General features: G+C 49.6%; 11 protein-coding genes. 9 read left to right on the forward strand and 2 right to left on the reverse strand.

Translation table 11 applies throughout. The features are described from left to right. A partial coding sequence (locus AUQ43_RS02825; protein ID WP_232310565.1) for an aminotransferase class III-fold pyridoxal phosphate-dependent enzyme occupies positions 1-336 on the reverse strand: 336 nt, incomplete at its 3' end. Positions 337-597: 261 nt separating this feature from the next. Here AUQ43_RS02825 and AUQ43_RS02830 point away from each other — a divergent pair. The 8 genes from AUQ43_RS02830 to AUQ43_RS02865 all read left to right on the forward strand — a co-directional run bounded on the left by AUQ43_RS02830 (position 598) and on the right by AUQ43_RS02865 (position 12,263). Continuing rightward, positions 598-1,866, forward strand: coding sequence for a Mu transposase C-terminal domain-containing protein (locus AUQ43_RS02830; RefSeq protein WP_181838599.1), 1,269 nt, complete (start codon positions 598-600; stop codon positions 1,864-1,866). Next, positions 1,863-2,873 (forward strand): TniB family NTP-binding protein, encoded by a 1,011-nt coding sequence (locus AUQ43_RS02835; protein WP_062954315.1) that lies wholly within the window; start codon positions 1,863-1,865, stop codon positions 2,871-2,873. Before AUQ43_RS02830 ends, AUQ43_RS02835 begins: the two co-directional genes overlap by 4 nt. Positions 2,874-2,878: 5 nt before the next feature. Beyond that, positions 2,879-4,147 carry a TniQ family protein gene (locus AUQ43_RS20040; RefSeq protein WP_114129946.1) on the forward strand — a complete coding sequence of 423 codons (1,269 nt, stop codon included), beginning with the start codon at positions 2,879-2,881 and terminating at the stop codon, positions 4,145-4,147. A gap of 97 nt (positions 4,148-4,244) precedes the next feature. Next, positions 4,245-4,745 (forward strand): hypothetical protein, encoded by a 501-nt coding sequence (locus AUQ43_RS02845; RefSeq protein ID WP_147250491.1) that lies wholly within the window; start codon positions 4,245-4,247, stop codon positions 4,743-4,745. A 295-nt stretch (positions 4,746-5,040) separates the two neighbouring features. Then, a complete protein-coding gene (locus AUQ43_RS02850; protein ID WP_181838598.1) occupies positions 5,041-6,507 on the forward strand; it encodes an ATP-binding protein in 1,467 nt (488 codons plus the stop codon). Next, positions 6,508-9,213, forward strand: a complete 2,706-nt coding sequence (locus tag AUQ43_RS02855; RefSeq protein WP_062954319.1) for a Z1 domain-containing protein — start codon at positions 6,508-6,510, stop codon at positions 9,211-9,213. After that, positions 9,206-10,192, forward strand: coding sequence for a PD-(D/E)XK motif protein (locus tag AUQ43_RS02860; protein WP_062954320.1), 987 nt, complete (start codon positions 9,206-9,208; stop codon positions 10,190-10,192). Before AUQ43_RS02855 ends, AUQ43_RS02860 begins: the two co-directional genes overlap by 8 nt. Next, entirely contained in the window at positions 10,185-12,263 is a 2,079-nt protein-coding gene (locus tag AUQ43_RS02865) for an AIPR family protein (protein ID WP_062954321.1), read from the forward strand. Before AUQ43_RS02860 ends, AUQ43_RS02865 begins: the two co-directional genes overlap by 8 nt. 45 nt (positions 12,264-12,308) lie before the next feature. On the opposite strand, the gene AUQ43_RS02870 is transcribed toward AUQ43_RS02865, so the two are convergent. Then, on the reverse strand, positions 12,309-13,802 hold the full coding sequence (locus AUQ43_RS02870; RefSeq protein WP_062954322.1) for a DNA cytosine methyltransferase: 1,494 nt from the start codon (positions 13,800-13,802) through the stop codon (positions 12,309-12,311). 91 nt (positions 13,803-13,893) lie between these two features. Between AUQ43_RS02870 and AUQ43_RS02875 the strand changes: the two genes are divergently transcribed. Continuing rightward, positions 13,894-14,340 (forward strand): very short patch repair endonuclease, encoded by a 447-nt coding sequence (locus AUQ43_RS02875; RefSeq protein WP_114129945.1) that lies wholly within the window; start codon positions 13,894-13,896, stop codon positions 14,338-14,340. The last annotated feature ends 528 nt before the right edge of the window (positions 14,341-14,868 follow it).

Raw genomic sequence — 14,868 nt, forward strand, 5'->3', positions numbered from 1 at the left:
GTGGATTTCGCGGACATCGTCCTCGGTCACGATCAGCGGCGGGCAGAGTGCAACCGTGTCATAGACATTGCGGCAAATAAGCCCTTCTTCCGCTGCCAGGGCGACGACCTTGGCGGCAACAGCACCCGGTTTGCCAAATGGCTGTTTGGTTTTCTTGTCTGCCATCTCAAGGCCCGCAATCAGGCCGACACCACGGATTTCACCAATCAGCGGATGATCGGCAAAGGCACGCAAACCATCCTGAAACAGCGGTTCCAGACGTTTGGCATTGCCCATCAAATCGCGCTCTTCGATGATGTTGAGGTTTTCCAGACCAACCGCACAGGCAACCGACAACGACGATTTTCTCCCGAGGTGCTCGAAATCCTTCAGTCCGTAGTCAATGAGCGATTTCTGGTTACGTCGAGGCCCAGGCCAACGGATGTTTACTCCGCTGTCGTCGTCGAGATCGAACGACTGAATGCATACAGACCAACATTTGATCAACTGGCAGTGCCGACGCTTAGAACTCTCTATCGCGAAATCGAGAAACTCGAGCCCTACACATTTTTAAGGGGCCGATACGGGAAACACATTGCCGAAAAGGAAACACGACACGTGGGAAAAGGTGCATTCTCGTCTCGACCGCTTGAGAGGGTTGAGATCGATCACACGTTGCTCGACATCATCGTCTATGATCCAGAACTAGGCATTCCTTTGGGACGGCCAACGCTGACAATTGTCATTGATCATTTCTCGCTCTTACCTATTGGATTTTATATTGGTTTTGAAGCTCCAAGCACTGCGAGCGTGATGATGGCTCTTCGCAGTGCTATTGGCACCAAGGAATGGGTCAACGAGCGTTACCCTGACATCGAAGGCACATGGCCTTGTTATGGCGTGCCGGAGGTTCTTGTTACGGATAACGGGCCTGAATTCCATTCCAAAGATCTCGAAATCGCGTGTGCCCAACTGGGTATCACCATTCAGCATAACAAAGTGAAGTCGCCATGGACCAAAGGTGTTGTGGAGAGGATTTTTGGTGAGATCAACCGCTCTCTGCTGTGTGATGCGCCGGGGAAAACCTTTCACAACAAGGATGCACGCTCAGAAAATGATGCGGTTGGAGAGGCCAGTGTTCCTATCGCAATTCTTGAGCATGTCTTGTGTAAATGGATTGTCGAAATTCATGCTAGGAAGATGCACGAGGGTATCCAAGCAATACCGCTTGAGAGATGGACTGAAGGAGTGGAGACGTTTCCGCCCCGGCTTATTTCCGATCAGGAGGACCTCAATGTTCTTCTTTCCTGCTTCAAGGAAGTTCGGAAAATTCACCCCAAAGGAATCGTCATAGAGGGCATTTGGTACAGCTCAAGAAAGCTGACCGAGCTCCGCAACAGCTCTAACAAGGATTTCCAAGTAGATATGAAATTCGACCCGACCAATATGTGGCGTATTCATGTCCGTGATCCAAGAACCAATACCTATTTCGATGTCCCGGCATTGGATCCCGAATACGCAGAAGGGCTCGGGTTATGGCCGCACAAGATCCTTCGTAAGTACCTTCGGAAAATGGGGGCGCGTCAGATTGATCCAACTGAACTTGCGAAAGTCAAAGAACACATTCACGACCTTATTCAGGAAACGGCCAAGACCAAGAAGCGGAAACGCACGACCAATGCACGGATTGGACGTTTTCGAGAGTCCTCCAGTCCAGCACCCTCGAATGAAGATCGTATGATTGAGCCGAACACGTCTTATGAGATCTCATTTGATGCTGCACCAACGGCCAAGGAGGAAGATTATCGTGACGACCTGGTCGAAGATGACGATTTTCTTGCTGACGGCATGCAGCGTATTCAGGCTGTTGGAAAGGATGACGTATGAGCATTGCTGTTAATCCAGACAAGCTTTCTGACATCAATCAGGTGATGGGTGATGTTCTGATCCGCCATCGTTCTTTCAAGACCGGTTTGGCACGGCTTGATGAATGCATGCAGTCCTATACGGGTTATGGAGAACCTGTTTGCATGCTCCTCCATGGTCCCTCAGGTGTTGGGAAGTCGACGCTTGCAAAGGCTTTTCTCGTCGATAACCAGCCTGTCGAAACCCCGGACCGTAAATTGGTTCCGGTTCTGAGCGCGGTAATTCCGGTGCCGGCAACGATGAAGAATATGGCGTCCGAGCTTCTCGATAAGCTTGGCGACCCTCTTTCTGATCGGGGCACACTTGAGCAAAGAACCAAAAGACTTCGCAAGCTGCTTCGGGAGTGCGGCACGAAGCTCATCATCCTTGATGAGTTTCAGCACTTTATCGATCGCAAGAGCGAGCGGGTTATCCTCGATGTTTCTGACTGGCTCAAGAACCTCATTTCCAACACATCGATTCCGGTGGCTTTGGTCGGACTTCCGTATTCGAGAAATGTGCTGTCGGCAAATGAACAGCTCATGCGGCGCTTTAGTTATCAGACTGAACTTTCGCCCTTTGCTTGGGATGACAAGGCAGAGCGCGCAGAGTTCACCAGGATCCTTGACGCGGTAGACGGAAAGCTTGCGGAGATTCTGGGAGGTAAAAGCGATTTGAAGGGTCAAGCTGTCCGCTGCCATGCTGCAACAAAAGGCCTGATTTCTCTTCTGATCAAGCTGATCCATGGCGCCGCATATGAAGCAGCCAAATGCAATGCTTCGTCTATAACTCGGCAGCATCTCGCCAAATCATTCAGAGAGCGCCTTGTGCCAGATAAAGCAGTTCTCAATCCGTTTCTCGACAGTTGGGATGGACAAGCAATCGACCCACTTCCCGAGAGCAGGCATATGTCGGTGGTGGGATGCATCCCGTCGATTAGCGCGACATCACGTTCTCAGAACGTCAACGAAGTCCTCTCAGCAAGGTGAGACACATGTCAGGTGATCTGTCACTATTGGTACGTCCTAAGCCGGAGAAGGCAGAGAGCTTCCGAGGATATCTGCTCAGGCTTTCGACGGAAAATGGTTATCACAATCCAAACTGGATGCTGAGGCAGCTCGGTATTCACCCACGCACATATTTACCGCGTGATGACATTGCAAAGTTGGCAAGTGCGCTAAACCTTGCAGACCGCGAGCTTTCGAATATTCAGAGCCGAATTGTGGGGCCCCGGTGGGTTCGTGTGGCGTCTCATGAAGTTCATATTTGTGCGCAGGAAAGGCGTTCTTTTCGCTACTGCCCGCAATGCTTGAGCGAAGCTCCCTACCATCGTGCCTTGTGGGATATCAAGCCTTTGAGTGGCTGTCCAAAACACGGGACCTATCTGCTTGAGAGCTGCAGGAAATGTAATCGACGCGTTGGCTGGGCGCGTGAAAACCTTCTGGAATGCGCTTGTGGTGCGGATTTGAGGTCGTTTCGGCCGCGTTCAGCACCCGATAAAACAATAGATTTCTGCAGGTTGTTGGAGAAGCGCTTCCACGGTCAGCTGGCAGACGAAAACTGCGCCTTGCATCCGGCATTTCAGATGTTGAGTTTCACAGATCTCCTGAACCACACGATGTTCTTGGCGGCCTATATTTCAGGTCGCGGGCGTGGAACCGGCCGACAACTGTTTTACAATCTTACCGCTGATGCATTGCGTGAGGTGTTTGATCGCGTTTCTGTGATTCTTGCTGATTGGCCGAACGGATTCCACTTGCTACTCGATGAAGTGCGGCAATTCACCGAGCAAGATGTTGAAAAACACGTCGGGCTCGAGGCAGAATTTCGATCGCTCTACACCAATCTGTTTCGCAAGCAGCAGGAAGTTGAGCATCTGCATCTCATCCGCGCCGAATTCGCAAAATATATCGAAGGTAAATGGTTTTCTGGGTTTGTCGTGCCAACCAGTAAACGATTGTCGGATGAATGGTCCCAGGATCAATCGTTTGTTACGGTTGCGGAAGCGGCACGACGCCTTGGTATTCATCCAACTATCCTGAGACGCGATATCGCCGAGGGGAGTTTGGCTGCAACCACGAGACAGATGCAAAGCAGATGTCTTCGCGTCATAGAAGTCTCGGAGGTTGAGCGGTACCGAAACGCGCGTGAGAACCTGCTGGGTACCTTTGATGCGCAAGAGCTGCTCGGCGTTTCAAAGCACCCTTTCATGAAACTGGTGAACGCAGGCCTAATCAGGGCAGTGAAAAGGGCCCAAGGTTGATGGTTCTCAACACTGGGCATTCAAAAAGCAGGATGTCGACGAATTTATCGCATCTGTGACAAAGCAAGCGACCTATTGTCTATTCGCAGATGAGCCTGTGACTTTTGCTAAAGCGCTACGTCGCTGCACCGCCAAGGGGCTTTGTATCGTTGACCTGGTTCAGGCCATGCTCGGTGGCGAGTTGAAAACGCTGAAGCCCTCGAAAAAGGTGACCAATTTCAAAGATCTGTTCTTCAATGACGCAGATTTCAGAGCTTTTCTTTACAATGAAAAGCTGACGATCAAATGGGCCGTTACCATTCGTGAAGCTTCAAGGATGCTGGGACTAAATGAAGAAGCCACACGTCATCTGGTGCATAAGGGGTTTCTTGAAACAATCTCTGTCCCGGTAGATGGCCGTCTGCGGAGACAGGTTTCACTGGATGCGATTGAGCGGTTCAAGGCAACATACATTTCCGCTTCGTGCTTGGCAGCAAACAAGAATACTTCGGCAAGAACTATGGTAGCCCAGCTGAAGGAACTAGGTACCAACCCTGTTACCGGGCCAGCGATTGATGGAAGTCGACAATACTTCTTCAGACGATCTGCGACAGCATAGGACACTAGCTTTGACGGGGCGGCTGCGGGCCGAACCGGCGCGAATTGAATGGCTCTTCTTCAGTATGCCGCCAGTCTGATGAATGTGATGCAACGACAGCAGTGGTTGCCCAGCTTCCAAAGCCCGCGCTTGTCGCGGGCTCTTGTGTTTTGTGTCAATTAAATCGAACAGCTAATGCACGGTCATGAGGGATGGTCGATTGAAGAGAATTTTTTTGACAATAACCATTTACGTTAGAAAAAAAAGATGATCACTATATTAGGAGGATATGTTCTGGATAGGGTTTCGACGCTTGGTGAAGTACACGAATAATCCACCTGATGCGGCTGCGCTTATGACTTCAGCGCGAAGCTTCGGAAACTACGACTTGCCAAGTGCACTTGCTGACTTGCTGGACAATAGCATCAAGGCCAAGGCGCGCTCTATCGATATTCTTTGTTTACGTAGCGACGGCGAACCGGAAGTTCGAATTCTCGACGACGGCCATGGTATGAGCGAAGAGGAACTTTGTGATGCCATGCGACCAGCAAGTGCAAATCCTGATGACGAACGTGCTGACGACGATTTGGGACGCTTTGGCTGGGGCATGAAGTCCGCGTCGTTTTCCCAATGCCGGCATTTAACTGTTCTGACGAGAAAGAATGGGGTTCTTTCTGGTGCAAGCTGGGATCTCGATGATCTTGCAGACTGGAAAATGGCGATACTCGAGCCCTGTGAAATTGATAAAATTGCGAATAGCAAGCTTCTTGAACATGATGGAACTGAAGTCATATGGACCAAGTGCGACCGACTTTCCGAGTTCGGAAGGGTTAGTAGCAAAGGGTTCAACGAGATAGTCGCGCACGCGAAGTCCGAATTAGCACTTACGTTTCACCGTTACATTGCGGGGGAGTTCGGGCTCAGAAAGCTGAAGATTTCGTTCAATGGTGGGTTGCTCTCTCCTGTCGACCCGTTCTTACGTGATCATTTGGCTACACAGGATGGTCCAGTCGAGCATCTCGAATTGGAAGGTAAACCGTTCAATGTTCAGGCCTTCATCCTTCCGCACTTCTCGAAAATTTCGTCACATGATCATGAAAAGTTGGGCGGCGAGGAAGGTTTCGTAAGAAACCAAGGTTTCTACATCTATCGGCAGCATCGTTTGATAATGCACGGCACATGGTTCCGTTTGGTGCGTCATGGTGAATTGTCTCAGTTGGTCAGGATAGCTGTGAATATCCCCAACAGCCTTGACGCAATCTGGAAGATAACGGTGGATAAGTCTGAAGCCCAGCTACCATCTGGTTTGCGATCACGGCTGAAAGAAATAGTAAAGGGCCTCAAAGGCCAGTCTGGGAAAGTGTTTCAATCGCGCGGAGGTCGGATTAAGCCAACCGACGGTAAAACTCCCGTATGGGCAAAGTATGTCCGTAACGGTGAAGTTCGATATTACCTTAATCGCGAGCACCCCCTCATTGTGCAGTTGCTTGAGCATGAGAATGCTGAAGTCGCCCAATCTTTCACCGCTGCGTTGGGGGTTATTGAGGACTGCTTTCCGGCAATCAGCATTGGCGAAGACTTTGCCGTGCGTCCTGAGATGATGAACCAGAGCGCTCTGGATCGAGACGCTTTTGTCGAACGCCTTGAAACAGCTTTGCCATCTCTATTGGCGCGCTCAGAGGGATCATTCCAGAAGCTGTGGGAATTGCTTCAGGTGACCGAGCCTTGGGCCGGCCAAACATCAGTTGTCGAGGAGCATTTGAAGTCGAAAGGATGGTGGTAGATGCATGATGCCGAACTCGCCTATTTCCGTTTGAATATCGAACAGAAATACTCAGACCTTTTCGCGAGCGGAGCAGGTTTGCCGGAAGGTACTATTGAAGAAATTGTGCGGGAAGGGCCTTTCAATAATCTCGACGAGGACGCGACAGTATTTATTGTTCGGGAACTGCAGGCGAGTTTCAAGGTGACACAAAGACGTGGTGCCGTGATTTCGAAAGGTCATCAGCCCTGGCTTTCCAAAAAGAAATCCGAGCTAGAGTTCTATTACTGGAACCGTCTTAGTAAATTCTATCGAGAAACCGGAGCCCTGCCATCTAACGTCGTTGCAACACTTGATTCTGACACTGATGAAATCCTTGATCTTTGCGGAGATCCACTCGACCCATCTTATCAAGCGGTCCGGGGGATGGTGATGGGTAATGTGCAGATGGGCAAAACAACCAATTATTCAGCCCTTATTTGCAAGGCTGCGGACGCTGGTTACAGAGTCATCATTCTTCTTGCTGGTATAACAAATTCTCTAAGGACTCAGACTCAGGAACGTTTGGATGAAACTTTCATAGGAAAGGTTTCGGTTGCAAATGCCGCTGCTCAACAGTCTCTGCCGATCCAAAGATTCGCAGCGGAAAGGCGAATCCCGGCTGTAGGAACTACCAGAGATTCAGATTTCAAAGCCGGAAGGGATGGAATCTATTTCGGTTTGACTGGTCACCAGGAGCCGATGATTTTTGTGACTAAGAAGAACAAGTCTGTGCTTGAAAGACTTGAGAAGTGGATCGACGATCAAGAACAGACTGGTGGTTTTGAGCTGCCGCTTCTTCTCATCGACGATGAGGCGGACAATGCGTCAATCAACACGGCAAAGGACCCAAAGCTCACGACTGCAATAAACGGGATTATTCGGCAGATTTTGAACCGCTTTCCAAGGTCCGCCTATGTTGGATATACAGCAACACCTTTTGCCAACATCTTCATCGATCCTGAAACGTCCGAAGATATGGAGCATGACGACCTGTTTCCGGGGAATTTCATCAAGGCCCTTGATCCACCCTCAAATTATGTGGGCTCGCATAGGGTCTTCAGGGAAGACGGTGATTTGCGGGAAAACATGGTCAAAACCGTTGATGACTACCGGGTGCTTTTGCCTCTCAAGCATAAGAGTGGCGATCCAGTAAGTGATTTACCCGAAAGTCTGAAACACGCGATTCGGGTTTTCTGTCTAACTCGTGCAATTCGAGTTTTTCAAGGAAAGGGGCATGCACATTGTTCGATGATGATCAATGTCAGCCGTTTCAATGCCATCCAGACGCAAATCCTAGGGCATGCCCATGAGTATCTTGGTGAACTAAAGTATGCAGTTACGGTTCATGGTTCTCTCGATCCGGATAGTATCCATGACGAGACGATGACTAAATTGCGTGAAAGCTTTGAGCGTGAATATTCGGAAACGGAATACAACTGGTCTGAAGTGCTTTCAAACCTTAACGAAGGGATTCAGAGCATCGAAGTCCGCACTGTAAACATGCAAGGGGGAGTGCTTGACTATACGCTTAACAAAGAGCACGGCCTTCACGTTATAGCCATTGGTGGTCTTGCACTTTCCCGTGGATTGACGCTCGAGGGACTGACCGTATCCTATCTCCTGCGAAATGTGGGGGCGAGCGACACGCTTATGCAGATGGCACGCTGGTTCGGTTATCGACCCGGCTATGAGGACATTTGCCGCTTGTACCTGCCAAAGATGTCCTTTGATCACTACGAATACGTCGATGAGGCTACCGAAGAGCTTCGCAGAGAAGTCAAGCGTATGAAAGCTGCCAACAGCACGCCGGCGGATTTCGGCCTTAAGGTTCGTCAAAGCCCTTTGGCAATTCGGGTGACGGCTGCCAATAAAATGCGGACGGCAGAAAAGTTGACCGTAGCTCAAGACTATTCCGCTCGCCATGTAGAGGGTCATGCGCTACCAAATGATAGTCGCAAAAGTGCAGAAAACTACGCATCAGTCTCGTCCTTCTTGAAGCAATTGGGGGACCCCAAAGAAGCTACAAAGGGCTATCTTCTTTGGGACAAGGTAAACGGTCGAGAAGTGTTGAACTTGTTAGACAGGTTCAATTTTGGAGCACATGCCGATCTTTCTAAGATTGCAGATACATCTCTTTTTCAGGACTACATTCAAGATCGCATTGCTGGTGAAATGTCTGTTTGGGATGTGGCAATTCCGATGCGTCAGACAGATGGTAAACCTGAAGTGTTCGCTGGCCATAGCCTCTCACTGAGAAAGCGAGAAAAGGGTTTGGTTAAAAATGGTTCCTACAAGGTTTACGGCGGTAGGAGCAGGGTCGCGGACCAAACAGATGCACGTATTGGACTTGATGAAGACCAAAACCGGATTGCCGAACAGCGAAAGAATAACGGCGAATATAAAGCGGAGCGTGCGGCTTGTAGTGTCCGTCAGCGCCCGTTGATGCTCATTCATATCTTCGAGCCCAGCCTCCGTAACGACATAGATCACAAAGAACAGTCAGACGATATACTGAGAGTGGGTGACGTCGCTGTAACGTTGTCTTTCTGTCTTCCTCAAACCAAGCAGCCGGCAAGAGAGCATACTTATCAAGTTAACGCAGTTTATCTGGCGCAACTTCGCGACCAGTACGAACTCGAAGAGGACGACGACGCTGAGGCTATGTTGGGGGAGCAAGATGCTTGAGAGATGGAAATCTCTTGGCCCGGCACCTGAAATCGGCGCGCGCAATGTTCTTATTGCCGACAGTGCTCACCCACTCGATTTCCGTATCGGTCGAGATTCCCGCGGGCGTTTTGTTTTCATGCTTGATACAGACAAGCCTGACGGCAAGAGACCGGTGCTTCCCAGTGTCAAGGGTATGTCGATCGAGTTGGAAAGCTTGGAAGATGACCGAACCCGTCTCGTTGTGGTCCTGCAAGATGATGCGGATCTTCAGAACTTCTCACTGATGTGTACAGGCTTGATGCTCGCAACCAATGCAATTTCGGCATCTCGATCAGCTGAGGGGCTCCTGAAAACGCTAGAAGAATTGAATCGCTGGCACGAAATGCTGAAGAGGCGTCGTGCCAATCGATTGACCCGGAGCGAGAGGATTGGTTTGGTCGGTGAACTTCTGTTTGTCAGAGACGAACTACTGCCGCGAATGGATATTTTACCTGCACTTCTCGCTTGGACAGGGCACGAGGGGCACGAGCAGGATTTCGTGATTTCCTCAGTGATTTTTGAGGTGAAAACTCAAGTAGTAACCGCAGACCGAATGATTTCGATTTCATCTGAGGATCAGTTGGATCCTGTGCAGGGCCATATATTCCTGTGCAACCAAGGTATTTCTCCTGCGCCAAGCCGTACATCCAATGCCTGCACTCTCAATTCTATTGCGAAGGAACTGGTTGACCTTGGGGAAGCTGCTGGAGGCGCAGCGTCTGATCTTCTTGCTATCGGGCTGTTGGAGGCAGGGTATGAGCCGCATGAAGAGTACGATGACGAAATTTGGATGCTGGTGGACAGAGCCCTTTATAAAATCAGGGATAATTTTCCGCGGATAGAACGAGCGGAACTTAGGCACGGAGTGGAACAGGTACGTTACAGAATTCGAGTATCTGACTGTCAGCCTTACCTTGTAGATCTGAGCTCGACTTTGGAGGAGTTGATAGGTGGATGATCTCGACACGGCGTTTCAGGATCTGCGCGAAGATGTAATGCTTGAGGCGGAAGCAAGTGGATTGTTTCAGGAAGAAGCGTTTTTTGAAATATACGGCGAGGCCGCGAGCGAGAACGGCGACACAATAGATCTTGAGTATGCACACTGCAGAAAAGAAGGAGGTTCTCGACCTTATCGTGTCGATGGCCATGCGTTTGATGCAGATCGTGGTACGCTTTATTTGGCGGTCTGTGACTACCGGGAGGGAAAGGATCTGCAGTCACTTCAGGCGTCACGAATTGATTCTGCATTGAAGCAGGCTACCAATTTTTTTGAGAATGCTCTCTCACCTGATTTTATCAATGCGCTCGAAGATAGTAGCTCTGCGTTTTCAGCTGCCTATCCGATATATTCGAACCAGCACACCATCCGACGTTTACGTGTGATTTTACTGTCGAATGCTCGCCTCGTTGCTAGGAAGCCTCCACAGCTAGTGGGTGATGTTGCTGGGATTCCTGTCGTCTATACAGTGCTTGACGTTGCTAGGTATGCTGAGATTCAGAAATCGAGGGCAGCACCTGAAGCTATCGAGGTCAATCTAGAAGAAATCTCCGGTAGCCCAATTCCTTGTCTACGAGCTTCTCGCTCATCGGCTGATTATGAATCCTATCTGTTGGCAATCCCGGGTGAACTGTTGGCCGAAGTTTATGGGCTCTATGGGGCGCGTCTGCTTGAACAAAATGTAAGAACCTATCTCCAGGCAAGAACGAAAGTGAACAAGGGAATTCTTGCGACGATCCGCAAAGAACCTGAGATGTTTTTTGCCTATAACAATGGTTTGACAGCGACGGCATCCGAGGTAGAGCTCAAGGAGCTGGGTGACGGTCAGCTCGCCATCTCGGCTATTCGTGACCTTCAGATCGTGAACGGAGGACAGACAACAGCTTCTATCCTGTATGCAAAGGATGTGGGAAGGGCTGCACTAGACCAAGTTCATGTTCAAATGAAGTTGTCGGTTGTACCCGAAACTGCCGTCGAAAAAGTAGTCCCGCTTATTTCACGTTATGCGAATACGCAAAATCGTATTTCGGAAGCGGATTTCTTCTCAAATCATCCATTTCATTTGCAGATGGAACGCTATTCGAGGGTTCTTGCAGCTCCGCCTCAGGATGGGGCGCTTTCAGGAGAAAAATGGTTCTATGAGCGTGCGCGGGGCCAGTACCGCGATGGTATGGCTTATGCTAGCCAGTCCGAAAGACGAAAGTATCAGGTTGAGTTTCCCAAGGCTAAAGTTATGGTCAAAACGGATCTCGCAAAATACTTAGTCACCTTCCGTTGTCGTCCTGACATTGTCTCGAAGGGGGCGCAGAAGTGCTTTATGCATTTCGCCGACGAAACAGCGAAGTCATGGAAGGCCCATCAAGCTGATTACAACGAAACGTGGTTCAAAAATGCGTGCTCTATGGCGCTGTTGTTCAGGTGGACCGACAAGATGATCGCGCAATCGGATTGGTATCAGCTTGATCGCGGCTTCAAGTCTCAGACTGTCGCTTACACGTTGGCATGGCTTGCTCATCATATACGTAGTATTGGGCAGGCGTCTCTCAACTGGGATATCATCTGGTCGTCGCAGGACGTACCTGACGAGCTTCAAGAGTTCATCACTGCGCTTGCGCCTCAAGTGGCTAGTGCGATTAGAAGCACTCCCACAAATGTGCGAAATGTAGGCGAATACTGCAAAATGCAGGCTTGCTGGGAGGCCGTTTCAAAGACTGACTTCGATGTGACAGCTCTCCCTGAGCATGTTTTGGTCAGTCTTGATGAAGAAAAAGATTTGAAAAAAGATGGGCGTGACACGAAAAAAATAGATAATGAAATTGATCTTGATGTCTTGCTGCTTTCGATTGTCGCTAAAGCGGAGATTGTTCGCAAAAATGCAAAAGAAAAGCATCTTCTTACCGACAAATCTAATAGTGCCTTGGTGAAATTGGCCGTTGGAAATATCTCGCTTTCCAGACCTGAAAAGAATGCGATGAAACTTCTTATCGACCGATTGGCTGAAGAGGGCACCCCTCTGGACGCGCTTGGTTAGAGATCGTTTTCGCCCTATCTGATTAAGTCAACATTCAGGCTGTCTTTATCTCAAGATTTTGTGAACCGCTTTAGCTATTTGCCACGCCAAGTAAGGTGGTACCGCGTTGCCCACTTGATGATACTGTTTGGTTCGAGACCCACAGAAAAAATAGTTATCAGGGAATGTTTGCAAGCGGGCTGCCTCCCTTACGGTCAGTGAGCGGCACTGGCTGGGATCGGGATGGATAAAATAATGACCATCCTTGGATATGTGACTTGTGACAGTGGTCGATGGGCGTCCACTCACTTGGGTGCGGAATCGATCTGAGAAATGTCCAGAATCCCGGTTTTTATGAGCTGGCAGTAAAAACTCTGGAAACTCGTCCAGTTTCGGAGAGCGTGAGTGCACGCTGGAGAAAGCAGACGAGAAAAGGTAGCGGCCAATATCGTCTGGGATGTGTCCTCGGGTCTCATGATGGAATGTTGCACGAAGTCGTTCATCATCGAACCACTTGAGGAGATGTTTTGGCATATCACCAGCAATCGTCTTCGCGCAGCTTGACCTTGCTTCAGGCAGGTTGTTGGCAGAAGAAATTCTTTGCACGATATTCCTTACTTCTTCTGGAATGCCTTCCGTTCTGGTAATGCGCATAGCCTGTTCAACTACTGTTGTTTTCCAAGCTTCTGTCGTGTCGCCGCGGCTAAGTCCACTGCGTAGAGGTGAGAGGCCATCAATTGCGCTGCCCACGTTCACCTGCTTTTGGGGTTTGCCGAGAAGCGGGCCATCAAGTTTCAGGCGTTGCGCCAGATCCGCCCGAACTCCAAGAATGATTACTCGATGGCGGGCTTGCGGAACTCCGAAGTCTTCTGACCGTATCAGAAAGTCTTTGGCCGAAGCTCGGGAGCCGTCGGGTGGGGAGGAAGCTGCTAGCGGTAACAAACGGTACCCGTCTCCCGCCTCCTCAAGATCGTCAAGTACTTTGCTGAAAATCCGACCGCCATTGATTTGGCTCGAGAGCATCCCCTTAACATTTTCCATCACAAAGGCAGCGGGGCGAAGCCGGTCTAGAATGCGGACATACTCGCGATATAGAAAATGCCGATTATCATCCTCGGGAACGTAACCTGCCTTCCCCCGATTTCTCGATCTTCCAACCAAGGAATATGCTTGGCACGGAGGTCCTCCGATCAAGATAGTATCGCCATGATGGCGTTCGCGGACTTGATCGAGCTCGGTCGCCAGTTCCTCGAATACGCCATCGCTTCCCAAAACACGTTGACGTACCTCCTCGTCAGCAACTTTCCAATTGTTGGGATAGAGATCAGCCCAGTCTGGAAGCTCAAGACCACTATTGATAGCGTCGTAATATTCTTGGGGAAATTGGTCAAAGGATCGCAGGAAGGCTCTCAGTCGCAACGTTTGAATTGCATGGTCATCCATCTCGATTGAGAGATGGGTCTTCATTGGAGTTTCCTCGTCGCGTCCTGCCCTTGAAAATCCTTCTCCCAGCCCTCCAGGACCGGCGAACAAATCAATGATGGCAAAATCTTTGGACATCGTTTCTCCCTATAATGTCGAGCCTTTTACCAGGTTTCACCAAGTGTCACCAGGTGGAAAATAAGCTTGATTGCGCTATGTTTGTGAAATCATGGATATAGTTGACTCCAAAACACGCTCCAGAATGATGTCTGGCATCAGGAGCAGAAATACGAAACCAGAGGTTCTGCTGAGAAAAGCACTGCACGCTGTGGGCTATCGTTACAGACTCAATGTACGTCTGTTGCCGGGCTCACCGGACATAGTGTTGCCGAAGTGGCGAGTGGTGATTTTCGTGCATGGTTGCTTTTGGCATCGTCATCCGGACTGCAAAAAAGCGACGACACCGGCAACAAACACTGACTTCTGGAATAAGAAATTTGAGGCCAACACTAGGAGAGATAAAACAGCGATAGAGGAATTGCATAAATTGGGTTGGCGCACTGCCATTGTATGGGAGTGTGCTATTGGGTCAAAGGTCGATGTTGAGCTTATCGATGACTTAGCTGGCTTCATAAGCCAAGCAGCTAAAGAGCATGTCGAATTTGGTTCCCTTTAGAAAGGCAGCAATTAACGCTAGCCCAGATGAGTATCTTGGAGCGTGATATCCGGTTCGATACATGACAAGGTTACACCACAAGTAAAGTTCGATACATAATCTTCGAAATTTGTAGCCCTTTTCTCAAACTAGATGTGATGCAAGTATTTGATTTTATGGATTTTACAAGGAATAGAGAGAATTCTAACATTATGCTTCAAAACCTTTCAGCATAATGCGTCGCAAAGTTCGAGATTTCGTTGGCAAATGGTAGCGTGAGTTTCCAGTTTTATGCGTCAATTCACAGATGTCGTTGTAAGATGACGCCAAAATCAAAAAGCCGGAGATGGGAAAACCCATCTCCGGCTTTTTCTTTGGTGCGCTTCGCGTGCTAGTGTCGCACGGCGATTTTCAGATCAAAGCAAGCTCTCAGACTTTGCCCAATCCAGCGCCCGGTCAAGCGCCCGGCCCAGACGGGCGTGGATTTCGCGGACATCGTCCTCGGTCACGATCAGCGGCGGGCAGAGTGCAACCGTGTCATAGACATTG

Origin of the sequence: Thalassospira sp. MCCC 1A01148 (assembly GCF_001613795.1) — a bacterium.
GTDB lineage: Bacteria > Pseudomonadota > Alphaproteobacteria > Rhodospirillales > Thalassospiraceae > Thalassospira.